The sequence below is a fragment of the Microbacterium sp. ZW3a genome, assembly GCF_057167165.1.
Genome location: NZ_CM169903.1, coordinates 3,030,402 through 3,054,995, shown reverse-complemented (window position 1 = coordinate 3,054,995; position 24,594 = coordinate 3,030,402). Strand labels below are relative to the sequence as shown.

The following is a 24,594-nucleotide window of genomic DNA, read 5'->3' as shown; positions in this document are numbered from 1 at the left end:
CGGAAGGCAGCGCGCGCGGCTCACAGTCCGAGCGTGCGGAGCTCGGCATCCATTCGTTCGGCCAGGTGGGCGTAGCCGGTGTCGTCGGGGTGGAGGCTGTCGGCGGCCATCCAGCTGTCGGGGCTGTCGGCGTAGTGCCCGTCGAGCCAGCGGCTCGCGCCGGCGATGTGATCGGCGCCGATGCGGCCCGCGGCATCCCGCACCCACCCGATGATGACGTCGACCGATTCGGGCCGCTCGTCCGTGTACCAGAACGGCTCGACTACGATGATGCGGGCATCGGGGAGGCCCGCGCGCAGCCGGTCGAGATCGCTGTCGATGGCTGCGCGGATCTCGTCGGCCGCCTGGTCGTAACTGAAGTTGTCGTTGAGGCCCATCGTGACGAACACGATGTCGGGGCGATCCTCGATGATCTGGGCCGGGATGTCGTCGAGCCCCGCGCCGATGCTCGCGCGGCGGTTGACGAAGCCGAGGCCGTTCTCGCTGCGGTTGATCTCGGTCCAGCCGCGCTCCGCACTGATGATGGTCGACCAGCGTTTGTCGGCGCGCTGGCCCCGGTGCCGCGCGTGTACGAATCGCCGTAGAACGCCACCGTCGTCGCCCCGGGGGAGGGTTGTGGCGCCGGGGCAGGGTCGGGCGTACAGGCGGAGAGTCCGAGCGTGAACACCGCCGCAACGACAATCCCGAGCAGTCGGCGCATGCGTCAATTCTGCGCGCTCGGGCGGGGGCGTAGCCCGATTTCCGGGCGACGGATGCCACCGCGGCGGGCATTCTCGCATTCACAGGGGCCGTATCCCGCATCGCGAATGACACCCCTCACAGGGACTCATACCGAATTCGCGGCAGATTGCAAGGCCCCTCGGTTCTGAGGATGTGCACCCCATGCTGGAAAGAGCGTCCGGGTTTCCGGTCGCTGATTCACCTTCGGAAGGAACAACATGGGCTTCTTCGGATTCCTGCTCCTCGGACTCCTCGCCGGGGCCATCGCCAAGCTGATCCTCCCGGGCAAGCAGGGCGGCGGCTGGCTGATCACGCTCCTGCTCGGCGTGGTCGGAGCTCTTCTGGGCGGCTTCCTCGGCGGACTGCTCTTCAACGCACCGCTGCAGGACTTCTTCTCGATCCAGACCTGGCTCCTCGCCATCGGCGGCTCGATCATCGTGCTGCTGATCTACGGTCTCATCGTGGGGCGTCGCGCCAAGAACTGACGCGTCGCTGTTGCCGGGCCTCTTCACCCATCGGGTGGAGGGGCCCGGTTTTCGTTGGTGAGGGGGGGTGGGTGCCTTCGCCGTCGCCGGGCCGGTGTCACGCAAAAGGTCCGGCACACCGCTGTGGCGGTACGTCGGACCCGTGGAGGGGCTGACGGGAATCGAACCCGCGCTATCTGCTTGGGAAGCAGAAGTTCTGCCATTGAACTACAGCCCCGAGCGCCTGACGGCACTTCCGCCAGCATAACAGCGTCGGTCGTGGCATCCACCTTCTCGTTCGATCCGCCTCGCGTGACGGGCCGAGGCTGCCCCTCTAGGCTGGGGCCGTGCTGCTCTCCGATCGCGACATCCGCGCTGAACTCGCCTCCGGACGCCTGGGTCTCGACCCCTTCGATCCCGCCATGGTGCAGCCCTCGAGCGTCGATGTGCGGCTCGACCGCTACTTCCGGCTGTTCGACAACCACAAGTACCCCTTCATCGATCCGGCCGAGGATCAGCCCGAGCTCACGCGCCTCATCGAGGTCGAGCCCAAGGAGCCGTTCATTCTTCATCCGGGCGAATTCGCACTCGGATCGACGTTCGAGCGAGTCACCCTGCCCGACGATGTCGCCGCGCGTCTCGAGGGCAAGTCCTCGCTCGGACGCCTCGGGCTTCTCACCCACTCGACCGCGGGCTTCATCGACCCGGGATTCTCGGGGCACGTGACGCTCGAGCTCTCGAATGTCGCGACGCTACCCATCAAGCTCTGGCCCGGCATGAAGATCGGCCAGGTCTGCTACTTCCGGCTGTCATCGCCCGCTGAGAACCCCTACGGCTCCGGCCCCTACGGCAACCGCTACCAGGGCCAGCGTGGTCCGACGGCGTCGCGCTCGGCGCTGAACTTTCACCGCACCGACGTCGGCGCGTCCGATGCCGGCGCTGCCGGGCGCTGAGCCGGGCGTTTGCGCCGCGCGGCGCGGACGGGCGCTGCGCTCGCGCGGTGCCTCGCGCCCGCCCCACGCTCGCGCGCGCCCGCGCCGTGCCGGCGCCGTGCCGGTGCCGTGCTCGCGCGCGCCCAGCAGCGATAAACGCCACCCACGGCGAGACACGCGGTGGTGGGGCGTGTCTCGCCGGTCAGAGCGTTTATCGGTGATCACTCGGATGCCGAGGACTCGAGGCCGCGGCTGAACCCGGCGTCGAAGCCGCGTTCGTAGGCGCGCTGCGCCGCGCGGTGTCCGCGGTGGTGCCCGTGACCGCCGTGTCGGGGGTCGCCGTGCCGGTGCCCGCCGTGGCCGTGCCCGTCGCCGTGCTCGTGCCCGTCGCCGTGGCCGTGCCCGTCGCCGTGCTCGTGCCCGCCGTGGCCGTGCTCGTGCTCGCCGTGCAGGGCGTCGCAACCGCGACCGGCGTGCTCGCCGTGCGGGCGGTGGCCGGGGCCGTGCTCGCCGTGCGGGTGGTGCGCGTGGTCGCCGTGCTCGTGGAGCGCGTGTTCGCCGCGCCCGCCCGGCCCGAACGCGTGCCCGAACCCGCCGCGCCCGCCCGGCCCGAACCCGCCGCGCCCGCCCGACCCAAACCCCGGCCCGAACCCACCGCGTCCACGCGGGTCGAGGCGGTCGTCGTCGAGGCCCAGAGCGTCGGCCACGGCGTCGAGCGAGGCGACGAGTCGCTGCAGCTCTTCGGCCGGAATGTCGGACAGGAGCGCCGAGCGCTCGGCATCCACTCGGTCGATGACCTCGCGTCCGGCCGCGGTCAGCGTCCAGCCGTCGTCGCCCGGCTCGATCCAGCCGCGTTCCGCTAGCGCGGTGACGCGTTTGCCCCCGCGGGCGATGCGCTCGCGGATCCACGGGGAGTCGACACGCCCGTCGATCACGCCGAGGATCAGCGCGGTCTTGGGGCGGAGGCCGCCCTCGCGCAGCTGCGCGAACAGGCGGTGGTGCAGCGCGTGACCGACCGTGGTGAGACGGCGGGCGAGGCTGCGGGGGTCCAGAGGTGTGGAGGTGCTCATGGGTGTTCCTTTCGTAGCGGGGAATTCGCCAATACATGTCATGTGACAACGGATGTACTGTGACATGCATTTCGAATGCTTGTCAAGCGACATGTAAAATCGGGATGTGACCACCGACCCCGCCGACGCGATCGCCGCCGCTCTCGCCCAGCTGCGGGGTCGCCGCCCGCGTCCGCCGTTCGGTCGCGGCGGTCCGCACGGCCACGAGCACGAGCACCACGGGCACGGGCACCACCCGTTCCACGGTGGCCCGCCCTGGGCCGACCCCGGCCAGGGGAGATTCGCCGGAGTCGCGCGCCTGCGCATGCTCGACGCGTTGGTCGCGGCATCCGGCCCGTTGTCGGTGAGCGAGATCGCCGAGGCGGTCGGGGTGGATCAGCCCCGCGCCTCACGCCTGGTGCAGCAGGGCGCGCAGATGGGTCTCGTCGAGCGCGAGCCCGACCCCGACGACGCCCGCCGCACCCGCGTGCGCCTCACCGCCGAGGGCGAGCGCCTCGTATCGGGCGTGCGCGGGCGGCGACGGGATGCCGTGCGCTCCGCGCTGCAGTCCTTCACCGACGACGAGCGCGCCGAACTCGCGCGGTTGCTCACGAAGTTCGCCGACGCCTGGCCGCGGGACTGAGTCCGCGGCATCCGGTTCGGGATCGGTTCGCGTGCGAAACTCCTGAGAAATCGTCGGCGCCGCGGCCGGCACCGGCGGGATTCCGCCGGTCCACGCGTGGTCGATGGCAGAAACTCAGGAGTTTCGCACGGCGGCGTGGGCCGCCCGCACCCCGCCCGCCCCGCCTCAGCGAATCACGGCCCCGCGGTTCGGCACGCGGATCATCAGCGCCAGGCCCACGGCGAGGATCAGCACGATCCCGAGGATGCCGAGGCGCGTGTCGCCCGTGATCCCGACGAACAGCGCGAACGAGCCCGGCGCGAGGAACGAGACGGCGCGGCCGGTCGTGGCGTAGAGACCGAAGATCTCTCCCTCGCGGCCCTCGGGTGTCGCGCGGGAGAGATAGGTGCGGCTCGCCGACTGCACGGGACCGACGAACAGCCCGAGGCCGAGCCCCGCGACCCAGAACGCGGGCTGCGACGTGCCGATGAACAGCACGGCGGAGCCGAGCACGATCAGTCCGATCAGCGACACCACGATCACGCGCTTGGGGCCGAAGCGGTCGTCGAGGCGTCCGGCGAACATCGTGCTGATGCCGGCGACGACGTTGGCGGCGACGGCGAAGTACAGCACCTCGGTCGCCGAGAACCCGAAGACCTGCGCGGCGATGATCGCCCCGAAGGTGAAGACGCCCGTGAGCCCGTCGCGGAACACCGCGCTGGCGATGAGGAACATCAGCACCGGGCGGCTGTCACGCCAGAGCGAGCGCAGCGTCCCCCACAGCACCACGTACGACTGGAAGAACCCGACCCGCACCTTTCGGCGCTGCGCCGGGATCTCGGGCACGCGCACGAGCACGGGGATCGCGAACACCGCGAACCAGACTGCGGATGCCAGGACGGCCAGCCGCACGTTCAGACCGCCGTCCTTCGACACGGCGAGAAGGCCCGCGGCATCCGGGTTCCCGAATCCCTGGATGAACAGCACCAGGAGCACGAGCAGGAGCACGATGCCGCCGACGTATCCCATGCCCCAGCCGAAGCCCGAGACGCGGCCGATGTTCTCGCGCGTGGAGACCTGCGACAGCATCGCGTAGTAGTTGACGCTGGCGAACTCGAAGAAGACGTTGCCGACGGCCAGCAGGGTCGCGCCGAGCACCAGGTAGGCCGGTGTGCCCTCGACGAACACCATCGCGGCCATCGCGAGCACGACCACGGCGGTGTTCACACCCAGCCACAGCTTGCGGCGTCCCGTGCCGTCGCTGCGCTGGCCGATGACCGGGGCCAGCAGCGCCACGGCGATGCCGGCGATCATCAGCGCGGTACCGATGAGGCTGGCGTTCGAGGCGAGAGCCCTCACCAGCGCGGGGTCGTTGGCGTCGTCGCCGGCCGCAGCCACGATGGCCGGGTCGACGAACAGCGTGCTCGAGAGGTAGGTGCTGAACACGAACGTCGTCACGACCGCGTTGAACGCCGCCGAGCCCCAGTCCCACAGCGCCCACGCGAGGACGGGCCGTCGGACGTCGGTGGAAGGGGCGGATGCCGCGGAAGTCATGAGCGTCACGCTAGAGGGTTTCGGTGAACACCGGGGTCCACCGCGAGGGCCGTTCTCGAACGAATCACCCCGAGGTCTCGCTCGCCGCCGGCGTCGTCCCCTCCTCCGGGGTGCCGGCACGGCCCGACCGGGGCGGAACGATGCGGGGGGCGACGCGCGTGATCGCCTGGCGCAGCGTGCTTTCCAGGGGGCGCAGACCCTCGCGCTGCACACCCCCGGCCACCAGCACGACGCGGCCGTCGTACACGATCCACATCGAGGAGCGGCCGGTCCCGTCGCGCACCGGCACGTACCGGAACTCGCGCGCGCACACGAGGAGCTCCTCGGCATCCGCCCGCGCCACGGCCGGGCTGATGAAGGTCTCGGTGCGAATCGCGAGGGTCCTCCCATCGACACCGGTCACGCCCCAGAATGACCCGTCGGGACGGTACAGCACCCCGGGGAGCGCCGTCCCGTCTATCGGAGTCATGGTGAGCGTGCGCGCGCGCACCAGCGAGCGGCCGCGGTGGCGATCCGCGTCGATCTCGACGGAGAAGACCTCGATCGCGTCCCGCCGATCGGAGGCCTCGACGGGGTCGCTCGACGGCTGCCGGGGCGAGCGCGACGACGGCGGAACGCGGCGGGGCGTCATGGTCGCCCACTCTCGGTCGGTGATGGGGTGGACGGACCGGGGGTCGGCGTCGAGGGGGACTCCGGCACGGTGGTCAGCGTCACGGTGACGCCCAGCCGCAGCACCGTCCCCGCCGCGGGGTGCACCCGATCGACGATCGCCGTGACGCCCGCCCCGTCGGCGGTCGCGGCGAACCCGGCGGACTGCAGGGCCGCCGACGCGGCGGCGACACTCATCCCGCTCACCTGGGGCACGACATTGGCCCCGGATGCCACGGTCACATCCACGCGAGACCCGCGGGGCACGGACTCCCCGACGGGAGGATGCTGGCCGAGCACCCGGTCTACCTCGTTGGCCGACTCCACGCGCGATACGTCGCCCAAGACCAGACCCGCGGCGCGCAGGGCGGCGTCGGCGACGGGCAGGCTGCCCGAGAGCGGGGGTACGACGACCGTCGGCTCCACGGTCGATGCCGGCTGGGGAGTGGGGAGCGGCGGCGGCGAGAGAGCCGGCTCGCTCGAGGGAGCGGGCGCCGACGCGGTCGGCGCGGTCGGCGACGGCGTCCCCGGTGCGGCCGCCGCCCCGGGCTCGGCGGTGGACACGATCGCGGCCCACGCGCCGAATCCGAGGATTCCCAGGATCACGATCGCCGCGACGGCTCCGGTCGTGCGCGGGGCCGCGCTCGCCGACGGTCGCCGGTCGGTGTCTGCGGTGCTCGGCCGGAGGTACGCCAGCGGTTCGTCGTCGCCCGGGGCACCGAGCAGCTTCGTGAAGCCCGGGGCCTCGGTATCGCCCGTGTCGTGCGCGGGGGCGCTCGCCGCGGACGGCACCGACGCGGCGGCCGTCCGCAGCGCCGCGCGGAACTCCTCGGCGTCGCGGAAGCGGTGCGCGGGCGTCTTCGCCATGGCGCGCGTCACGACGCGGTCGAACGGGCGCGCGGCCGCGACCAGGGCGGAGGGCACCGGGGGAGGGGCATCGAGATGCGCGCGCAGCACCTGCTCGGTCGTCGCGCGGGGGAACGGGGCGTGACCCGTCAGCGCGAAGAAGAGCACCGCGCCGGCCTGGTACAGGTCGCTCACGGCACGGACCGGCAGCCCGCGGGCCTGCTCCGGCGACATGAACGCCGCGTTGCCGACCACCCCGGCGCCGTCGGCGACGGGCCCGGCCAGCAGAACGTCGCCGCCGAGGGTCGAGCGACCCGTGGCATCCGAGAGCCCGAAGTCGATGAGCCGCGCGGCGGCGGGCGACGCGGCATCGCCCGCCGGCAGCACGACGTTCTGCGGCGTCACATCCCGGTGCACGATGCCCGCGGCGTGCGCGACGGCCAGCCCGGCGAGGACCCCGTCGACGACGGCGGCCGCCTCGGCCGGAGGGAGCGGACCCGCCGCGGCGACCCGCTCCCGCAGCGTGGGGCCGTCGAGCAGGTCGAGCGCGATCCACGGCATCGTGACGCCGGCGGCATCGTGGAGCCCGGCGCCGTGGATCCGTACGATGTTCGGGTGGATGAGGTCGGCCGCGCGCGCTGCTTCGCGCAGGAAGGCCGCGCGCGCCGCTTCGTCGGCGCACAGGTGCGGGTGCAGCAGCTTCACCGCGACGCGGGCGTCCGCGGCCTCGCGATCGACCGCGGCGAACACCGAGCCTGTTCCGCCCACGCCGAGGAGCTCGCCGAGCGCGTACCGCCCGCCGACGAGCCCCTCCGACGTCTCGGACATGCTCAGCCGAACCGCCCGTTGACGTAGTCGTACGTGCGCGGATCCTGCGGTTCGCTGAACATCGCCTCGGTGTCGCCATGCTCGACGATGTGGCCCGGCTGACCCTGGGATGCCAGGAAGAAGGCGCACTGCTGAGACACACGCTGCGCCTGCTGCATGTTGTGCGTGACGATGACGATCGTCACTTCCTTCTGCAGTTCGCTCATCGTCTCTTCGATGACGCGCGTGGAGGTGGGGTCGAGCGCCGAACACGGCTCGTCCATCAGCAGCACCTTGGGGGTGACGGCGAGCGACCGCGCGATGCACAGACGCTGCTGCTGACCGCCCGAGAGCCCGCCGCCGGGGGCCCGCAGCCGATCCTTGACCTCTTTCCACAGGCCGGCCGAGGTGAGCGAGCGCTCCACGATCGCGTCCTTCTCGTCGCGCGAGGCGCGTCGTCCGGTGAGCTTGAGCCCCGCGACGACGTTGTCGTAGATCGACATCGCCGGGAACGGGTTCGGTTTCTGGAACACCATCCCGATGTCTTTGCGGGCGTCCTGCAGCTTCTTCTGGCGTTCGTAGATGTCGTCGCCGTCGAGGAGCACCTCCCCGGCGAGAGAGGCCGAGGGGACGAGTTCGTGCATGCGGTTGAGGATGCGCAGGAACGTGGACTTGCCGCATCCGGAGGGACCGATGAGGGCGGTCACTTGCCCGGCGGGCATGGTCAGCGACACGCGCTCGAGCACCTTGTGGGTGCCGAACCAGGCGCTGACGCGCTGCGCGTCGAGGGTCGACAGCTCCCGCCGCGGGTGCGATTCGGCGTGGGCGGCGGCGATCTCGTCCGCGGCGTCGCGCACCGTCTCCTCGGCGGGCACGCGCAGGGGCGCAGCGGATGCCGCACGCGCCGAGGCCGTGACGACCTCGGTGACGGTGTCGTCGGCAAGGGGAACGCGCGCGGCGGTGAGCTGCGCGGAATCCGCTTCGGCGAGCTCCGCCGGAGCGTGCGAGGAGGGCGCGGCGAAGAACCGGCGCGGGCGGCGCTCCCGGGGGGATGCCGCCGCGAGGGAAGCGTGCACCTCGGTGATGTCGTCGGCGGTCGGCTGATCGTCAGGCGGGGTCATGAAAGGTCCTCGTTCGGGTCGGTCATAGGAGGTTGGGCAGGGCGCCCATGGCGAGGTCGGCGGTAGCGACACCGAGGGCGATGATGAGCGGGACCGCGATGACCCAGGCCTGGCGCCGGCCCCAGGTGTGCCAGAGCCAGACGGAACCGGCCGCGGCCGCGGCGAGCAGCGTCGCCAGGAAGAACGTCGAGAACCACGCCGAGCTGTTGCTGGCCATGGCCCTCTCGTCGTCGGGGAGTGCGGGGTAGAGCATTGCCAGCACGCCCGGCTCGGCGGGGGCGGACACGAGTTCGGCATCCACGGTCAGGACGCCCGAGGGGAAGAGCGCCAAGCCGTCCGCGGTCTGCAGCTCGAGGCGGGCGGTGGCGCCCTCGGTGGGCGGCGGGGCCTCGCCGTCGCGACGCAGACCGAGCACCCGGTAGGTGTGGAGTCCCTGGCCGGTGGTCACGCGCACGTCGTCGCCCGGTTGCAGCCGGTACAGCTGCGAGAACGGACCTCCGTACGTCGTCTGGCGGCCGAGCACGACGCTCGTCCCCGGCTGTCCCGGCATGACGCTGTCACGGCGGTGTCCGATGCCCGAGCGCAGGGTGTCTCCGGACGTACCCTCGAGGATCACCTCGCTCAATCCGATCGCGGGCGCCTCGAGCAGACCGACCGGCGTCCCCACGGGGTTCATCGAGCCGGTCTCGATGGTCTGCCCGGGGGCCACCTGGATCTGGTTCACCGGTGCGGTTCCCTTCGCCATCGCGGTACGAAGCCCGTCGTAGGCGATCGTCTGGGCGCGGTGGTGCTGCAGCGTCGAGAAGACGGCGGCGTGCGCGACGAAGGAGAGCAAGACGAGGGATGCCGTGAGCACGACGACACCGATCCACCACCGCTCGTCGCGCGGGGCGCGCTGCGGCGGGTTCGGGAGCGGCAGTTTCGGTCGGCGGGGCCGTCGGGGCCCGGGCGGACGCGGCCGTCCCGCGCGCGACGGGCGCAGCGACGTCAGCGACGGGAGGGGGCGGCGCGATGCGCGCGACGGAGCCTCGGCGTCGTGACGGGTCGCGGGACGCGCGGGCGCGATGACCTCGGTCGTCGCGGCATCCGTCGACGCCTCCGTCGTGTCGGTCACGCGACGGCTCCCTCGACCGGCGCGGGAGCGCGCAGAGCACGCAATGCCCACCAGGCTCCCGCGACGAGGAGCAGCGCGCCGAGCCCGCCGCCGACCCACCACATCCACACCGGAACGCCCTGGGCCGCGAGGTCGGAGGTGGGGGCAGCCGTCACGAAGATCGGGGCGAGACCGATGCGCTGGGACTCCCAGCCGGTGAGCTGCAGCGTGTGGGCCCCGACGGGCAGGTCGTCGGGCAGTGTGAAGGTGTGGGAGAGGCGCCCCGCCTCATCGGCGGGAACGTTGCCGATCGTCCGCGACTGCGAGTAGAGGAGGATCTGCACCTTCTCACCCGGGCGGAAGCCGTCGAGGCTCACCGTCACCTGGTCGCCGAGGGTGTAGTTCTCGCGATCGGTCGCCGCCTTCTCGCCCGTCGTCGCGGGCGTCGCCGAGATCGCGGGTTCGGTCGCCGGTCCGGCGGGCTGACTCGCGCCCGATGCCGCCCCCGTGGCGGGCGTGGTGACCGCCGAGGTCGAGGCCTTCGCGGGCGGAATCGCGGCGGGCGGAACGTTCCCCGGTGCCGACGCGGGTGGCGCGGCGACCGGCACGCTCGGCGCCGGCGACGGCGACCACGGCCGCACGGTGGTGGGGGTCGGCGAGGGCACCGAGACGACGATGTCGCTCGTGTCCGAGTCGGCGGCCCACGCGACGGCGCTTCCCGCGATGGCGGAGGTGGTGAGCCCGACCGCCAGGGCGGTGGCCGCCCAGAATCGCGGGGCGGGGTGCGGTGCACGCATGTGGCGGGGTCGCTTTCGTTCGGGCCGGAGGGAGGTCGTCATTTCGTGCCCTCGAAGGCGTCGGTGGAGGCCCGCGCAGCCGCGTCGCGCTCCTCGGCCCGCACGATGTCGGCGTAGGCGGCAATGTCTTCGGCCAGGCGGGCGCGTGCGCGCCGGCGCCACCAGATCGCGAGGGCGACCAGGGCGGCGAGCACGAGGAGGACGAGGAGCACCAGCCACGGCACGGCCCACGCGATGACGGATCCGGTGACGACCGCCGGCAGCGGGTCACCCGGGAGGGCGCCGGTGGCCGCGGTGGGGGAGATCCGCACATCGGCGAAGAGCAGCACGAGCGGGGGGACGTCGGGAAGCTCGGCGGACACGTGCGCCACGCCGCCGGGCACGATGTCGTCGACCACGGCGAGGGGGACGGAGGCCAGCGGAATGCCGAACGGCCCGGTGAGCGTCGCGGTCGGCGCCGCCGAGACGCGCGTGTTGCCGGTGTTGGCCAGATCGACGTCGAGGGACGCCGTTCCCGAGAACGGGTTCGCCGGGGTGTAGCCGGCGACGAGCCCGCGCATCGACAGGGCGGGAGCGAGGGCACCGCCGACCCGCACGTAGACGCGCGTGCCGACGCGCTGTTCGAGGGACACACCCGCTCCGCCGGGGGCCGATGCGGTGCTGACGAGAGAGGCGACGATGCCGGCGGAGTGGTCTCCGGGGGTCGCGTCGGCGGGGACCGTGATCGTCACCGGCACGTCGGCGCGGGCCCCGGGGTCGAGGGTCACGGTGGTGCCGATCGCGGCGATGCAGGCGACGTCCTCGGGGGTGCAGACGGCGTTGGACCCGGCTACCGCGGTCCAGGCGCCGAGGTCGGTGGAGGCGGCGTCGGCGTTGATGAGCGTGAACGCGGCCGTGTCGTAGTCGGTTCTGGCATCCGCCGCGTAGACGCGGAAGGTGGCGGGAGCCGCGGAGTAGTTGGTCACGGCCACCCAGTCGGTGATGACGGTGCCCGCGGAGACCTGGAAGGACAGTGCCGCGCGACCGTCGGGGCCCGCGGGAGTGGAGGGCTGAACGCTCCACGTGACATCGTCGTCGGCGGCGTGGGCGGGAGCGCCCGCCGATCCGGCGAGCAGCAGCGCGGTGACGAGGCCCAGGGCGAGCGGGAGGCGACGGGTCATGGGATCGGGCTTTCGGGTGGGGGTCGGGAGAGGAGGTGTCCCGCCCCGCGGGGCGGGGCGGGACACCGGGTGCTCAGATGAGGGTGAGCGTGAGCTTGCCGGTGTAGTCGCCGGCGGCGGTCGCGGGCGGAACCGTGAGCGTCAGGGCCGCGGCCGCTGACGTGGTCACGGGGTTCCCCGTCGTGGCACCGCCCGTGACGAGGGGGCGGGCGGAGGAGAGATCGGTGGATGCCGCTCCCGCGGTGCCGGGACCGCTCTGGAGCGACGGCGTCCAGCCGAGGGCGCTCGCGCCGATGGTGCCGGCCGAGGAGGTGAACACGGAGGACTGTCCCGACAGCGACCACGCGGTGCGCGAGCCGTCGGCGCGCGCGTCGGTGACCGTGACGGTGCCGAGCGAGCCCGTGGCGACCCACGACTGGCCGACAGCGCGCTCGGTCGGGCCCTGGAGTTGCACCGAACTCGGCGAGGCGGTGATCTTCAGGCCCTCGGGGGCCGTGGATGCCGCGGGCACCGACACGGTGACGCCGGTCTCGGCGGTGTCGATCACGACGGGGGCGGCGGCCGTGCGGACGTTGATGGCGGTCGCGGTCGACGTCAGGTGGGCGGAGTCGCCGAGGTATTGCGCGCCGAACGTGTATTCGGTGTCGGCGGTCAGACCGGTCGCGCTCCACGTCGCGACACCGTTCGTGACCTGGGCCTCACCGATGGCGGTGCCGTTCTGGGTGAAGGCGACCGTGCCGGTGGCGGCGGCGGGAGCGACGGTGGCCGAGAGGGTCGTCGCGGTGGCCGAGGTGCCCGAGGCGGCGAGCGTGGTGCTGGTGGCGGTCTGGGGGTCGGGCGTGGTGACGGGGCGCGGGACCTGCTTCCACCAGATCTCCGCGCGGTCGACCTCCATGAAGGCCACGAAGTACTTCGAATCGCCGATCGGGTTCGAGGTGTCGCCGATCTCGGGGTCGCACGTGATCACGAGACGGTTGATCCCGGTCGGGAAGGTGCGCTCGTCGAGCGCTCGAAAGTTCGCGCCGTAGACACTCGTCAGGGTGATCGGCTTCCCCTGCAGGCCCCAGAGGGCAGCCGCCTGGTTCTCGCGTATGACGGCAACGGCGGTCTCGATACCGTCAGGCGTGACCATGTAGGTCCGCGACGACGCGCGGTATCCCTCGGGGCAGCCCGTGTCGACCTTCAGCGACGCGACACCGAGCTTCAGCACCGACTCTCCGGCGTCGGGGTCGATTCCGGACGCGCTCGACGGGGCGATCGTGAAGGTGTAGGCGCCGCCGTTGATCTCGTTGGAGGGGTTCAGGGTCGCGGCGGTGGCGGGACTCGCGGCGACGAGAGCGGACAGGGCCACGGCGGCGGTGAGCGTGGCGGCCAGGAGGCTGCGGGAGCGTTTCATGCGGGTTCTTTCGGGTAGAGGAGCGCGGGTGCGGAAACGGAACGAGAGGGAGTGATGGTAGGTGTGGGAGCGGCCAGACCCGCGGTGACGAGGCCCAGGGCGAGCGGGAGGCGACGGGTCATGGGATCGGGCTTTCGGGTGGGGGTCGGGAGAGGAGGTGTCCCGCCCCGCGGGGCGGGGCGGGACACCGGGTGCTCAGATGAGGGTGAGCGTGAGCTTGCCGGTGTAGTCGCCGGCGGCGGTCGCGGGCGGAACCGTGAGCGTCAGGGCCGCGGCCGCTGACGTGGTCACGGGGTTCCCCGTCGTGGCACCGCCCGTGACGAGGGGGCGGGCGGAGGAGAGATCGGTGGATGCCGCTCCCGCGGTGCCGGGACCGCTCTGGAGCGACGGCGTCCAGCCGAGGGCGCTCGCGCCGATGGTGCCGGCCGAGGAGGTGAACACGGAGGACTGTCCCGACAGCGACCACGCGGTGCGCGAGCCGTCGGCGCGCGCGTCGGTGACCGTGACGGTGCCGAGCGAGCCCGTGGCGACCCACGACTGGCCGACAGCGCGCTCGGTCGGGCCCTGGAGTTGCACCGAACTCGGCGAGGCGGTGATCTTCAGGCCCTCGGGGGCCGTGGATGCCGCGGGCACCGACACGGTGACGCCGGTCTCGGCGGTGTCGATCACGACGGGGGCGGCGGCCGTGCGGACGTTGATGGCGGTCGCGGTCGACGTCAGGTGGGCGGAGTCGCCGAGGTATTGCGCGCCGAACGTGTATTCGGTGTCGGCGGTCAGACCGGTCGCGCTCCACGTCGCGACACCGTTCGTGACCTGGGCCTCACCGATGGCGGTGCCGTTCTGGGTGAAGGCGACCGTGCCGGTGGCGGCGGCGGGAGCGACGGTGGCCGAGAGGGTCGTCGCGGTGGCCGAGGTGCCCGAGGCGGCGAGCGTGGTGCTGGTGGCGGTCTGGGGGTCGGGCGTGGTGACGGGGCGCGGGACCTGCTTCCACCAGATCTCCGCGCGGTCGACCTCCATGAAGGCCACGAAGTACTTCGAATCGCCGATCGGGTTCGAGGTGTCGCCGATCTCGGGGTCGCACGTGATCACGAGACGGTTGATCCCGGTCGGGAAGGTCGTGTCGTTCAAGTGCTCGAACGACGCCCCAAAATCGCCCCTCAGGGTGATCGGCTTCCCCTGCAGGCCCCAGGTCGCGGCGGACTGGTCCGTGCGTATGAGGGCAACGGCGGTCTCGATACCGTCAGGCGTGACCATGTAGGTCCGCGACGACGCGCGGTATCCCTCGGGGCAGCCCGTGTCGACCTTCAGCGACGCGATACCGAGCTTCAGCACCGACTCTCCGGCGTCGGGGTCGATTCCGGACGCGCTCGACGGGGCGATCGTGAAGGTGTAGGCGCCGCCGTTGATCTCGTTGGAGGGGTTCAGGGTCGCGGCGGTGGCGGGACTCGCGGCGACGAGAGCGGACAGGGCCACGGCGGCGGTGAGCGTGGCGGCCAGGAGGCTGCGGGAGCGTTTCATGCGGGTTCTTTCGGGTAGAGGAGCGCGGGTGCGGAAACGGAACGAGACGAGACGTGGGCCGGTGGCACCCGCCGGGAGGGCGGATGCCACCGGTGTGGGAGCGGCCGGAGCCGCCCACGGGATCAGTTGGCGCGGAAGGAGGTGGTGTCACCGGGGTTGTAGGTGGTGGCGCCGATGGTCACGCCGCCGGCGAGGTCGCCGAAGCCGAAGTCCTTGATGACGAGCTTCGACGGGTCGCTCAGGCGCGTGGCCGTGTAGGCCGCGGCCGTGGCGCCCTCGAAGGTGTTGCGCAGGGTGGTGTTGGTCGCCAGCTCGGCGTACTCCACGACGGTGAAGACCGGACGCACGACCGGGAACGCGGTGTTCAGCGCACCCGAGGCGAGCGGAGCGACGCCGTTGACCTGACCGAGCACGGCACCGTCACGACGGTCGGCGACCGTGACGTTGTACGACGTCAGCAGCGTCGAACTGTTGCCCTGGGCGATGTGCTGCGCGATCGAGAAGGGCACGACGGCGTTGGTGACCGCCGCCGTGACCGCCCCGTCGTGCTCCTGCACCTGGTGCGAGCCCGAGCCGTCGGTGTAGGAGTCCGACACGATCGAGCCGAGCGAACCGCCCATCGTGCTGGTCCAGAACGACAGGGTGCCCGAGCCGGACTGCGGCTTGAACGGCACGATCTGGGCATTCGAGGCCTGGTTGCCGACGGTGAAGGTGGTGTTAGCGGCGTTCTCGAGCGTCGTGGTGGCGTTGCGCGTGTAGATGTTGCGCAGCGTCAGGTCGAGGATGCCGTCACCGTCGGTGTCCTGGCCGGCGCTCGTGCCGAGCGGGATGTTGCTCGGTGCGGCGCCGGCGGCGTTCTTGGCGTAGGTGACGCCGTCGAGCGCGATCGGAATGTACGAGTACGTGCCGCCGGAGACCCAGCTCGCCGCGCTCGAGGAGCGCGCGAACTGCACATCGGTGCTGACGAGGTTCTTGCCGCGGAAGACCGTGGTGGTGTCCTTGGCCGACTTCAGCGCCGACACACCCTGGCTCGAGCCGTTGGGGCGGTCGAAGGTGGTGCCACCGCTCTTGGTGGTGATGGGGTCGTTGACCGCACCCGTGGTGGGGTTGGTGGCGTTGTACGAGCCGAGCAGCTTGGTGCCGCCGGCGTTCGTGATGACCTGGCTCAGACCGTTGTACAGGTCTTGCGTGGTGTCGGAACCGACGCCCGCGAGCGAGCGGAAGGTCGGCGAGCCGACGGGCTCGGCGTTGGCGGCACCGGCCGCACCGAACGCACCGAGCGCGACGGCCGCGGCAGCGGCAGCGGCGACGACGGCGCGACGACGAGTGTTCGTTTGCATTGCAACTTCTCCTTGGGTTAGTGTTTCCCCTTATGGCGCCCTGCGTGGGGCCTGGCCCCTCACCTGTGACTTTCCGGTTCTGGTGGGGGGCCGCTCTCGTTCGCGGGGACGAACGAAATGTCTGTGGGTGTTCGGTGCTCAGCCGCCGAGCGTCCTCCTACGCAGGAGGAACGGCGCGGCGATGAGCCCCGCCATCCCGGCGATCAGCGCGCCCCCGAGGACGGGCTGCGCCCCGCTCGAGGGTGCACCGGCGGCCGCGGCGGCGGGGGCGGCCGCCGCCGTCCCGGTGGCCGTGGCGGGCAGTGTCGCCGGTACCGCGGCGCCGGGTGCGACCACGGCCGGCGGCCCGGCTGTCCCGGAGGCAGGCGCCGTGCCCCCGCTCGACGCGGGGAGGGGCTCGGCCGGAACCTCGTTCGTGATCCTCTCTCGCGCCGCGGCGTTCTGCGCCCGTTGGCTGTCGGTGAGCGGGGCGAACCCCTCCGGCAGGTCGCCCGGGGCGAAGCCGGGGCGGTTCCCGGTGGTCTCGACGTACGCCAGGAACTCGGTGAGGCGCGCGCGCTGCGCGGTATCCAGCGCGGGGTCGGCGACGTTGACCGCCGCGTAGAGCGGAACCGTGAGCGGGTAGGCGTCCGCGCCGACGGTGCGCGGGTCGATCTGTGGCAGCGTCTCGGGGTCGCTGCCCGTGAGGGTTCGGGCGGCGTTGCCGATCGTCGTAGCGGTCGGGGCGACCCAGGTGCGCGCTGAGGCGACGTCGTCTTTGCTCGTGCGCGCGGCGAGGGGAAGGGGCAGGGCGGCGCTGTCGAGCGCGAACCGCGCGGCGGAGGCGGCATCGGTCGGCCCGAGGGTGAACCGGTTTCCCCCGATGTGGGGGAGCACGGGCACCCAGCCTCCCGTGGGCGACGCGGCCCCGTTGTCCTTATTGGGATCCCACTGGTTCGTGAACTTCGTGTCGGTGCGGGCGATGCGCGCGGCGTTCGCCGTCAAGCTCTCGGAGTACGGCATCATCCCCACCGAGTCGACCTGGAGCCCGCGGTATCTGGTCGTGAGTTCCTCTTCCTCCGCTGGCGTGGTGGCCTCGGGGAACCGCGTCTGGTCGGCGCGCGGGACGGTGTCGATCGGATCGCGCGACAGGTCGTACGCGAGCCCGCCCCCCTTCGCGTCGGGGTGCCCCGCCGGCAGGAAGTACGGATTGATGCGCGTGCCCCAGGGATCGGGCTCCCCGCGGAGGAAGGCGGCGGCATCGGCGTCGGCCTGGATGTAGCGCCACAGCGCCTGCGTCGCATCCTCCCCCTGCGGGCCGGTGACCACGAAGTGTCCAGAGTGATCCAGGGGCGCGGGATTGCCGAGCGCGAACCACTCCGGATCCGCCACGTCGCGCCCGCCCGCGAGCAACAGCGGGTTCGCGGGGAGCGGGAGAACCCGCGGTCGCCCGTCGAGCCACGGAACATCGTGGTTGTACGACTGCGTCAGGGCCTTGGCGAGCAGGCGAGGAGTGATCTTGATGTCGCGCGACACCACGACCCGCGGGGGTTCATCCAGGGTGGATTGCAGCCTCGACATGACAAAGGACACGGTCAGCGCCGCATTGGCGACCGGCGCGTAGCGGACCCGTGCTTCGTCGACCAGAGCCCTGTTCGCTTCCGCGACGGTGTCGGCGGTGATCGGATTCGCCGTGACCGCGGCCGTCGCGCGTCCGGTCAGCAACTGGTCGCGGGTGACGCCGCCCGAACTGGTGGTGAGGCTGTAGGCGGTGCCGACGCTGGCGCACAGCCCGCGCTGCCACGAGCTCATGGCTTCGGCGAGCAGTTCGCTGCCGACCAGCCGCGACTCGGGCGCCCCGGACGCGCACCCCGAGGTCGGCGAGGCGAAGTCCAGCGGCACGACGAGGCGGTTGTCGAAGAACCCGCAGTCGGGGTGGACCGGCGAACCGATCTGGGTCGCCATCTGTTCGCCGTGCGGTCGGCCGCCGGGTCCCCCGGAAGGGACGCAGGTGAGCGTCGTCGGGTCGTCGTGGGCCCGCTCGCCCGAGTGGACGCCGCGCGGCACGATGACGAGCCAGCAGCGCGTCCGCTGCGCGCTGCCGCAACCGAGATATGGCTGGGTTCCGGCGGTCTGCACCGTGAAGGGAGTTCGCGCCCCGTCGGCACCCACGTACGCGATCGGCTGTTCGTTCGAGTTCGCCGCCGAGTAGAAGCGTGCGGTACCGGTGATGGTGGTTATGTGGCCTGAGGGGTTGATCTGCTCGGGCTTCGACTTCACACCCGCGACGGTGCGAAAAGGCACCAGGCCGTCGTCGGAGGTACCGTCGTAGGCGCCCGCCATGCGCGTGCTCGCGAACCGCCCCTCAAGGACCGCGCCCATTTTTCTTGCGGCGTCGTCGTTCCCCGTCCCCTGCGACCACGCGCCGAACTGGCACGTCTCGGCGAAGTCCGCGGCCAGCGGGTCATCGCCCCAGCACTGCATGAGCTGGAGGAAGTTGCTCGGCAGATGCGGATATCCGTTCCAGAACGACGTCGGCGCCATCCCCGTCGCCGTGACCACGACCGCCTCGTCGCGCAGGCCGGCGGTCTTCGACACCGTGACCTTCAGATTCTTGAAGTCGTCCCAGTGCCCGCTGCCGGCGTCGGCGCCCGAGGCGTCGGTGAGCATCTTCTTGTGATCGACCTGGTATTTCTGCACCGCCGGGTCGTTGCCGCCCGCCCACGCGACGGTCACCGCCGAGCCGGTCTCGGCGGTCGTCGCGGCCGTCGCGGGCGACGAGGCCGGCGGGGTCGCGGCGACGCCGAGGCCGAGGCACATGGCCACCACGAAGGTCGCTGCCGTGGCGATGCGGGGGCGGCGCGAGAGGGAGCGGGTCATGTCGTCTTCCGATCGAGGGGGAAACGGCGCCGGGTGCGCCGGGCGCGTGCGGCCCACAGCGGCGGAGCGACGGCGGCGACCACGAGGCCGACGGCCGCGGCGCCGAGCGCGAGGGCGGGGAGGATTCCCGACGCCGCTACCGGCAGGGTCTGCGGTGTCGCATTCGCGAGCGTGACGTCGGCGCTCAGGCGTGTGCCGCCGGCGCGTGCCGCAGCGGTGCCGGCTGCGGCGGCGCCGGCGCTTCCCGCCGCGGCGGCCGCGGCGAGGGCAGCGTCACCGCCGGTCGCCTCCGCGGCAGCGGGGTCGGAGGAGGTCGGGCCCGTCGCGACGTCGCGCGCCCCGCCCGTGCCGCGACTGCACTGCACGGTGCCGACGCGGTCGCACTCCTCGGGGAAGGGAGCCGTCTTCGCCAGCGCGTTGCCGTTCGGGTCGGACGGGTCGAGCGTGGGGTTGTTGCACGAGGCCACCGAGAACCGCGAGTCGGCCGGGTCTCGGCCGGGGACGCGGTCGAGCTGGCCCTGTGCCGCCGTCACCAGGTTCACCGGAAGCGGGGAGTAGCCGAGCGTCTCGGCCTGCTGCTGGCCCTCGCACAGGAAGTAGGCCCCGAACGCCCCCAGGGTCAGGCCCTTGTCCTCGGTAAAGTTCGACTCTTCGGCGGTGGGCAGGATGATGTAGCTGTAGCTCGACAGGGGATACGTGCGCGCGTCGCTCGACGTGTACACGCGCGACAGATCCTGGGTGAGGTACTCCGTCGACCCGGCATCCTGATTGATCTGGGCCGACAGCAGCGCGACGGCGACGTTCTGCGCGGTCGGCTCGGTGTAGTACCCGGCGCTGTTGAGCAGTTTCACCACGGGGAAGCGGGCGTTCAGCGCGTACGAGTACTCCACGAACGTGATCGCGCCGACCGCGTGCCCCTGGGCGACGTACCCCGCCACGCCATTGGCGCCGGAGCGCGCCACGAACCCGCTGCCGGGCACCGTGGGGTAGTTGCTCGTGACGCCGCAGTGCCCGTTCACGAACGGGCGCCCGACCTTGCCGCAGTAGGCGTCCCACACCGCGGGCTGCTCCTGGCGCATCCACATGCTGAATTGCGCCGCCGTGCCCGAGCCGTCCGAGCGGACCACCGGCACGATCGGTGTCGCCGGGAGCGCGAGCTGCGGGTTGTCGGCCTGCACGGCGGGGTCGTTCCACACCGTGATGGCGCCGGTGAAGATCTTGGCGATGTTCTCGCCCGACAGGCGCAGGTTGGTGACCTGCTTGCCGCCGATCTGCAGGTTGTACATGAACGCGGTGCCACCGGCGACGATCGGCATGTAGGCGAACCCGCGCGCGGGGCGGACGTCGGCTTCGTTGCTGTTCGAGATGGCGTAGGGAATCTCGCTGACGCCGAAGTCGGCGGAGCCGTTCGCGAAGTCGTTGCGGCCCTGCGTCGACCCCGACTCGGTGTAGGTGATCTTCCACTGGTAGTTCGCCCACACGTTGCGGATCCACTGCTGGAGCGCGTTCGCCGACCAGGTCGAGCCCGATCCGACGATCGGGGCGTGCACGGTGCCGACGGCCTGCGCCGGCGTGAGCGTGCCGAACACGCCGAGGCCCATCAGGATGACGCCCAGGGCCGCGGCCACGAGCGAGAGGCGGAAGCGGTTCATGAAGGGGCTCCGTCGGATCGTGCGGCGGGGGCTGCCGTGGCATCCACGGTCGGGTCGGCGGAGCGGCGCTCGAAGCGAGCCGCGTCGCGGGCCGAGGCGGCGCGGGCCTGGGCGAGACCGCGCGGGGAGAGCTGGCCCGCTCCCTTGCCGCCCAGGATGCGGGCGAGCAGGAAGAGCGCGAACACCAGCACCATGAGCACGGCGGCCGCGCCGAAGCCGCGCGCGATCTGCGATGCCTCGGGGCTCTTGACGAGCGTGAACGTCGCGAACGGCAGCGACACCATCGGACCCGAGAAGGGGTTGAGGTTGATGAACGTCGTGTAGCCGGCGGTGAGCAGCACCGGGCTGGTCTCGCCGATGCCGCGCGCGGTCCCGAGGATGATCGCCGTCATGAGTCCCGACTTGCTCGTCGGCAGCACGACGTGCCAGATGGTGCGCCAGTGCGAGGCGCCGGTCGCCAGCGATGCCTCTTTCAGCGTCTGCGGAACCAGGCGCAGCACGACGTCGGCGGAGCGCACGATGATCGGCAGGATCATGATCGTGATGGCCAGACTCGCGGCGAACCCCGACTTGTCCAAGCCGAAGGTCAGGATGTAGGTCGCGTAGATGAACAGGCCGCAGATGATCGAGGGGAGCGCCGTCATCGCCTCGCACACGGTCCGCACGACCCGGCTGAACGGCGAGGGGAACTCGGCCAGGAAGACCGCGGTCAGAAGACCCAGCGGGATCGCGATCGCGAGCGCGAACGCGATCATGATGAGCGTCCCGAGCGCGGCGTGGAGCATGCCGCCGGTGGTGAGCGGGTCGAGCGGCCCGGCGAGCGACAGGTCCTGCGTCCAGAAGTTCAGCTGGAGGAAGGCATCCGACCCGCGGACCAGCGTGAACACCACCACGACCGCCAGCGCGAGGAGCAGCACGAGGGCGGCCGAGTGGATGACCACGGACCAGACGCGGTCGGTGATCGTCACCCGGTCGTCGTCGAAGCTGATCAGCACGACGAAGAAGAGCAGGAACAGCCCGTACGCGATGAGGACGAAGGGCAGTCCGCCCTCGATCGGCAGTACCTGGGTGAACAGCCAGGCGGTCGCTCCCACCGCCGCGACGGCGGCGCCGACAATACGGAGGATGTCCTCCCGGCGGATGCGCGCGAGGGTGCGCTGCTGCTCGGGGTGGGCATCGTGGCCCCCGGAGCGCGCGGGGAGCGACGTGCGCCGCGTGGGCGTCGCCGGGGCGTCCGGTCGCGCGGTGTCATGGATGGTCGTCATGGGGAACCTCAGCTCGCCGCGCCCGAGCGCGAACGCTGGATGATGATGCCCGCCAGGAAGTTGACGGCCATCGTGATCAGGAAGAGCACGAGCCCTGCGGCCATGAGGCCCGAGAGCTCGAATTCCGACGCCTCTCCGTAGCGCAGGGCCACGAGCGACGAGATGGAGTTCGTGCCCGTCGAGAGCACGTGCCAGTTGATGACGAAGATCGGGCTGATCACGATGTACACCGCGATCGTCTCGCCGAGGGCGCGGCCGAGGCCCAGCATCGTCCCGCCGACGATCCCGCCGAACCCGAAGGGGTAGACGACGTTGCGGATCATGCCCCACTTGCTGGAGCCGAGCGCCAGCGCACCCTCGCGCTCGCCCACGGGAGCCTGGCTGAACACCTCGCGCATGATCGACGCGGCGATCGGGGCCACCATCATCGCCACGACGAGACCCGCGAGGAAGGCCGACGCGGTGAACACCGTGGGGGTCGCCAGCGGGTCGCCGGGGTCGAACTGCGGCACCGCGAAGATCGGGATCCATCCCAGGTACGTCGAGATCCACTGGGCGACCGGGATGACGTTCCCCTCGAGCCAGAAGAACCCCCACAGGCCGTAGACGACCGACGGGATCGCCGCCATCAGGTCGACGGTCCCGATGAGCATGCGCCGGAGACCGTCCGGGGCGTACTCCGAGATGTAGGTCGCCGTGCCGATCGCGAGGGGCAGAGCGACCGAGATCGCGATGAGGGCGATGGCCACGGTTCCGAACAGAACGGCGGCGATGCCGAACCTGCCGGAGTTGGGCTCCCAGTCCTGCTCGGTGAAGAACGACGGACCCGCCACGGCGATCGCCTGGGCTCCGCGGTAGGCGAGGAACATCCCCACGAGCGTCATGATCGCGAGCACCAGGACGCCGCCACCGTGCGCGCCGACGCGGAAGACGTTGTCGGAAAGGCCGCGGGGGTGCGACAGCCTGCGCGGAGCGTCCGTCTCGGCGACGGCGTCGGAGGGCGCGGAGGTCGTGTCGGCGGCGTCGGACGTCACGGTGCGGGTGGATGCCATGGCTTCGGGTCTCTCGGGGAGGGCGTGCTCGCCGAAGGGCGGCGACGGAGCGATCATGCGCGAGGGCGGGTCGAGCGGCGAGTGCGTTCCCCGTCGGTGGACGGCGAACGCGCGGGGCGACCGATGCGAACAAAAGGTGAACGTTGGCCGGGGGATCTCGTCTCGTCGCCGGGTCGGGGAGTACGGTCCGCCTCGAGGAACGGCGGGTCGCAGAAGAGCGCGGATTTCGGCCCGATCGGCCGATGAACGGGCACGATCTGACCGCACCGGGGGCACTCGGGGAAACTTCGTCCGAACGGATGACGGGCCCGCCGTCTTCGCGTCGCCCGCCGTGGGAGCATGTCCGTGCTCGGAAGGAACCCGCATGTCCACCCGATCCGTCTCCCGTTCGCGGGCTGTCCCTACGACGACGGTCTCGACGCCCGCACCGCCACCGGTGCACTCCGACGACCGCATCGCCAGCGTGCTCGACAGCCCGCGGGCGCCGTTCGTCTTCGGCGGCATCGTGTTCGGCACGGTGGCGATCCAGGTGCTGTCGAATCCGGTGGCGCTGGTCATGGAGGGGCCGGGCGCCTGGAACCTGCCGCTTCCCGTCGCGGCGGTGGTCGCCGCCATCCTGGCGGGATGCGCGATCCAGGCGTCGAGCCTGGCGGTGAGCACCCTGCGGCCGGCGATCGGCGTCGTGGGAAGCCTCGCCGCCTACCTCTCGCTCGCCTTCCTTCTCGGCATCCCGCTGTGGCTCACCGGTATGCAGATCCCGATCGCGCTCTCGCTGTTCTTCTTCGCCGCACGGCGACCGCTCGGTCACGCCGCGCTCGCGGTTCTGGGTGTCAGCGCGGCGCACTTCCTCTCCATCACCGTCTGGGCGGCATCGACCGGGGCCGACTTCCCGCGCCTCGCGGCGTTCCTCGCCGCCCAGGCCGCGGCGTTCATCGCGATCATGGTCGGCGGCGCGGCGTTGGGCCTGTGGTGGGGGAGTCGTTCCCGTCGCCTCGCCGCCTCACGCGCCGAGGCCGAGGCCGCTACGCACGAGCACGAGGTGCGGGTGCGGCGGGCGCAGGAGGCGGAACGCGCACGGATCGCGCAGGAGCTGCACGACGTCGCGGGGCAGCATCTCGGTGGGTTGCTGGTCCTCGCGGATGCCGCGGCCGCGACCGGAGCGGGGCGCGACGACGAGGTGATGGACCTGCTGCGCGACGTCCGCGCCGAGGGGCGCTTCGTCGCCGCGAGCCTCTATGGCGCGCTCGCCGACCTGCGGGCCGTCGGGGGCACGCCGACGGAGTCGACACGCGATCTGCGCACCGTCGGGGAGCTCACGGACTTCTGGCAGGAGCGCGGGACGCCGGTGACGGTGAGCGTGAGCGGTGACATCGGCGACCTGCCCGCCGTCGTCTCGACCACGGCACTCCGCGTCGTCCAGGAGGCCATGACCAACGTGGCCAAGCACGCGCCCGGTGCCGCTGTCGCGGTCGGCATCGAGGTCGACGACAGCGGCTTCACCCTGGACGTGACCAATGGCCCCGCCCGCGCCGCGGCGCCGTCCGCTCCCGGCCTCGGGCTCGGGTGGGGGCTGGAGTCGCTTCGCGAGCGCGTCGACCTCGTCAACGGCGCGTTGACGGCGGGTCCGCTCCCCGACGGCGGCTGGCGCGTGCGCATGCGGGTGCCCGCGATCACCCGCGTGGCCGACGGGCGAGGCTGA

Annotated in this window: 20 protein-coding genes and 1 tRNA gene; 4 read left to right on the top strand and 17 right to left on the bottom strand. The window is 71.8% G+C overall.

Annotated elements, in window-relative coordinates:
* Nucleotides 1–20: 20 nt before the first annotated feature.
* On the bottom strand, nt 21–707 hold the full coding sequence (locus tag ACU6WY_RS14235) for an SGNH/GDSL hydrolase family protein (RefSeq protein ID WP_483820294.1): 687 nt from the start codon (nt 705–707) through the stop codon (nt 21–23).
* A gap of 231 nt (nt 708–938) precedes the next feature.
* Here ACU6WY_RS14235 and ACU6WY_RS14230 point away from each other — a divergent pair, with 231 nt between their 5' ends.
* The gene (locus ACU6WY_RS14230; RefSeq protein WP_138173909.1) at nt 939–1,205 is read left to right on the top strand and encodes a GlsB/YeaQ/YmgE family stress response membrane protein; all 267 of its coding nucleotides are present in this window, start codon (nt 939–941) and stop codon (nt 1,203–1,205) included.
* A gap of 143 nt (nt 1,206–1,348) precedes the next feature.
* Here the strand turns inward: ACU6WY_RS14230 and ACU6WY_RS14225 are convergent.
* Nucleotides 1,349–1,422: transfer RNA gene (locus ACU6WY_RS14225), tRNA-Gly, on the bottom strand.
* Nucleotides 1,423–1,531: 109 nt separating this feature from the next.
* Between ACU6WY_RS14225 and dcd the strand changes: the two genes are divergently transcribed.
* Nucleotides 1,532–2,137 carry a dCTP deaminase gene (gene dcd / locus ACU6WY_RS14220; RefSeq protein ID WP_483820293.1) on the top strand — a complete coding sequence of 202 codons (606 nt, stop codon included), beginning with the start codon at nt 1,532–1,534 and terminating at the stop codon, nt 2,135–2,137.
* 200 nt (nt 2,138–2,337) lie between these two features.
* Here the strand turns inward: dcd and ACU6WY_RS14215 are convergent, their stop codons facing one another.
* Complete coding sequence (locus ACU6WY_RS14215) at nt 2,338–3,186, bottom strand: hypothetical protein (protein ID WP_483820292.1); 849 nt, start codon at nt 3,184–3,186, stop codon at nt 2,338–2,340.
* 106 nt (nt 3,187–3,292) lie between these two features.
* Between ACU6WY_RS14215 and ACU6WY_RS14210 the strand changes: the two genes are divergently transcribed.
* Nucleotides 3,293–3,808, top strand: a complete 516-nt coding sequence (locus ACU6WY_RS14210; RefSeq protein WP_483820291.1) for a MarR family winged helix-turn-helix transcriptional regulator — start codon at nt 3,293–3,295, stop codon at nt 3,806–3,808.
* A 165-nt stretch (nt 3,809–3,973) separates the two neighbouring features.
* Here ACU6WY_RS14210 and ACU6WY_RS14205 read toward each other — a convergent pair whose 3' ends face one another.
* The 14 genes from ACU6WY_RS14205 to pstC form a co-directional block, all read right to left on the bottom strand.
* The gene (locus ACU6WY_RS14205; protein WP_483820290.1) at nt 3,974–5,341 is read right to left on the bottom strand and encodes an MFS transporter; all 1,368 of its coding nucleotides are present in this window, start codon (nt 5,339–5,341) and stop codon (nt 3,974–3,976) included.
* 64 nt (nt 5,342–5,405) lie between these two features.
* Nucleotides 5,406–5,972 (bottom strand): hypothetical protein, encoded by a 567-nt coding sequence (locus ACU6WY_RS14200; RefSeq protein WP_483820289.1) that lies wholly within the window; start codon nt 5,970–5,972, stop codon nt 5,406–5,408.
* Nucleotides 5,969–7,663: a protein kinase domain-containing protein gene (locus ACU6WY_RS14195; protein WP_483820288.1), complete on the bottom strand. Its 1,695-nt coding sequence runs from the start codon at nt 7,661–7,663 to the stop codon at nt 5,969–5,971. The genes ACU6WY_RS14200 and ACU6WY_RS14195 overlap by 4 nt, the downstream gene beginning before the upstream one ends.
* 2 nt (nt 7,664–7,665) lie before the next feature.
* Complete coding sequence (locus tag ACU6WY_RS14190) at nt 7,666–8,439, bottom strand: phosphate ABC transporter ATP-binding protein (protein WP_230007536.1); 774 nt, start codon at nt 8,437–8,439, stop codon at nt 7,666–7,668.
* A 346-nt stretch (nt 8,440–8,785) separates the two neighbouring features.
* Complete coding sequence (locus ACU6WY_RS14185) at nt 8,786–9,877, bottom strand: sortase (protein WP_483820287.1); 1,092 nt, start codon at nt 9,875–9,877, stop codon at nt 8,786–8,788.
* A complete protein-coding gene (locus ACU6WY_RS14180) occupies nt 9,874–10,653 on the bottom strand; it encodes a hypothetical protein (protein WP_483820286.1) in 780 nt (259 codons plus the stop codon). The genes ACU6WY_RS14185 and ACU6WY_RS14180 overlap by 4 nt, the downstream gene beginning before the upstream one ends.
* Before the next feature lie 38 nt (nt 10,654–10,691).
* Nucleotides 10,692–11,813 carry a hypothetical protein gene (locus tag ACU6WY_RS14175; RefSeq protein ID WP_483820285.1) on the bottom strand — a complete coding sequence of 374 codons (1,122 nt, stop codon included), beginning with the start codon at nt 11,811–11,813 and terminating at the stop codon, nt 10,692–10,694.
* Between the two features lie 73 nt (nt 11,814–11,886).
* Nucleotides 11,887–13,209, bottom strand: coding sequence for an Ig-like domain repeat protein (locus ACU6WY_RS14170; protein WP_483820284.1), 1,323 nt, complete (start codon nt 13,207–13,209; stop codon nt 11,887–11,889).
* 195 nt (nt 13,210–13,404) lie between these two features.
* Complete coding sequence (locus ACU6WY_RS14165; RefSeq protein ID WP_483820283.1) at nt 13,405–14,727, bottom strand: Ig-like domain repeat protein; 1,323 nt, start codon at nt 14,725–14,727, stop codon at nt 13,405–13,407.
* Between the two features lie 122 nt (nt 14,728–14,849).
* Nucleotides 14,850–16,067 carry a hypothetical protein gene (locus tag ACU6WY_RS14160; RefSeq protein ID WP_483820282.1) on the bottom strand — a complete coding sequence of 406 codons (1,218 nt, stop codon included), beginning with the start codon at nt 16,065–16,067 and terminating at the stop codon, nt 14,850–14,852.
* Between the two features lie 138 nt (nt 16,068–16,205).
* The gene (locus tag ACU6WY_RS14155) at nt 16,206–18,926 is read right to left on the bottom strand and encodes a hypothetical protein (protein WP_483820281.1); all 2,721 of its coding nucleotides are present in this window, start codon (nt 18,924–18,926) and stop codon (nt 16,206–16,208) included.
* The gene (locus tag ACU6WY_RS14150) at nt 18,923–20,578 is read right to left on the bottom strand and encodes a phosphate ABC transporter substrate-binding protein PstS (protein ID WP_483820280.1); all 1,656 of its coding nucleotides are present in this window, start codon (nt 20,576–20,578) and stop codon (nt 18,923–18,925) included. The genes ACU6WY_RS14155 and ACU6WY_RS14150 overlap by 4 nt, the downstream gene beginning before the upstream one ends.
* Entirely contained in the window at nt 20,575–21,843 is a 1,269-nt protein-coding gene (gene pstA, locus ACU6WY_RS14145; RefSeq protein ID WP_483820279.1) for a phosphate ABC transporter permease PstA, read from the bottom strand. The genes ACU6WY_RS14150 and pstA overlap by 4 nt, the downstream gene beginning before the upstream one ends.
* A gap of 8 nt (nt 21,844–21,851) precedes the next feature.
* Nucleotides 21,852–22,895 carry a phosphate ABC transporter permease subunit PstC gene (gene pstC / locus ACU6WY_RS14140; protein WP_483820278.1) on the bottom strand — a complete coding sequence of 348 codons (1,044 nt, stop codon included), beginning with the start codon at nt 22,893–22,895 and terminating at the stop codon, nt 21,852–21,854.
* 364 nt (nt 22,896–23,259) lie between these two features.
* Here pstC and ACU6WY_RS14135 point away from each other — a divergent pair, with 364 nt between their 5' ends.
* Nucleotides 23,260–24,594, top strand: coding sequence for a sensor histidine kinase (locus ACU6WY_RS14135; RefSeq protein WP_483820277.1), 1,335 nt, complete (start codon nt 23,260–23,262; stop codon nt 24,592–24,594).

Coding starts and splice junctions, on each gene's coding strand:
- ACU6WY_RS14230 (WP_138173909.1), top strand. CDS start 939: ATGGGCTTCTTCGGATTCCTGCTCCTCGGACTCCTCGCCGGGGCCATC.
- ACU6WY_RS14215 (WP_483820292.1), bottom strand. CDS start 3,186: ATGAGCACCTCCACACCTCTGGACCCCCGCAGCCTCGCCCGCCGTCTC.
- ACU6WY_RS14205 (WP_483820290.1), bottom strand. CDS start 5,341: ATGACTTCCGCGGCATCCGCCCCTTCCACCGACGTCCGACGGCCCGTC.
- ACU6WY_RS14200 (WP_483820289.1), bottom strand. CDS start 5,972: ATGACGCCCCGCCGCGTTCCGCCGTCGTCGCGCTCGCCCCGGCAGCCG.
- ACU6WY_RS14195 (WP_483820288.1), bottom strand. CDS start 7,663: ATGTCCGAGACGTCGGAGGGGCTCGTCGGCGGGCGGTACGCGCTCGGC.
- ACU6WY_RS14180 (WP_483820286.1), bottom strand. CDS start 10,653: ATGCGTGCACCGCACCCCGCCCCGCGATTCTGGGCGGCCACCGCCCTG.
- ACU6WY_RS14175 (WP_483820285.1), bottom strand. CDS start 11,813: ATGACCCGTCGCCTCCCGCTCGCCCTGGGCCTCGTCACCGCGCTGCTG.
- ACU6WY_RS14170 (WP_483820284.1), bottom strand. CDS start 13,209: ATGAAACGCTCCCGCAGCCTCCTGGCCGCCACGCTCACCGCCGCCGTG.
- ACU6WY_RS14165 (WP_483820283.1), bottom strand. CDS start 14,727: ATGAAACGCTCCCGCAGCCTCCTGGCCGCCACGCTCACCGCCGCCGTG.
- ACU6WY_RS14160 (WP_483820282.1), bottom strand. CDS start 16,067: ATGCAAACGAACACTCGTCGTCGCGCCGTCGTCGCCGCTGCCGCTGCC.
- ACU6WY_RS14155 (WP_483820281.1), bottom strand. CDS start 18,926: ATGACCCGCTCCCTCTCGCGCCGCCCCCGCATCGCCACGGCAGCGACC.
- ACU6WY_RS14150 (WP_483820280.1), bottom strand. CDS start 20,578: ATGAACCGCTTCCGCCTCTCGCTCGTGGCCGCGGCCCTGGGCGTCATC.
- pstA (WP_483820279.1), bottom strand. CDS start 21,843: ATGACGACCATCCATGACACCGCGCGACCGGACGCCCCGGCGACGCCC.
- pstC (WP_483820278.1), bottom strand. CDS start 22,895: ATGGCATCCACCCGCACCGTGACGTCCGACGCCGCCGACACGACCTCC.
- ACU6WY_RS14135 (WP_483820277.1), top strand. CDS start 23,260: ATGTCCACCCGATCCGTCTCCCGTTCGCGGGCTGTCCCTACGACGACG.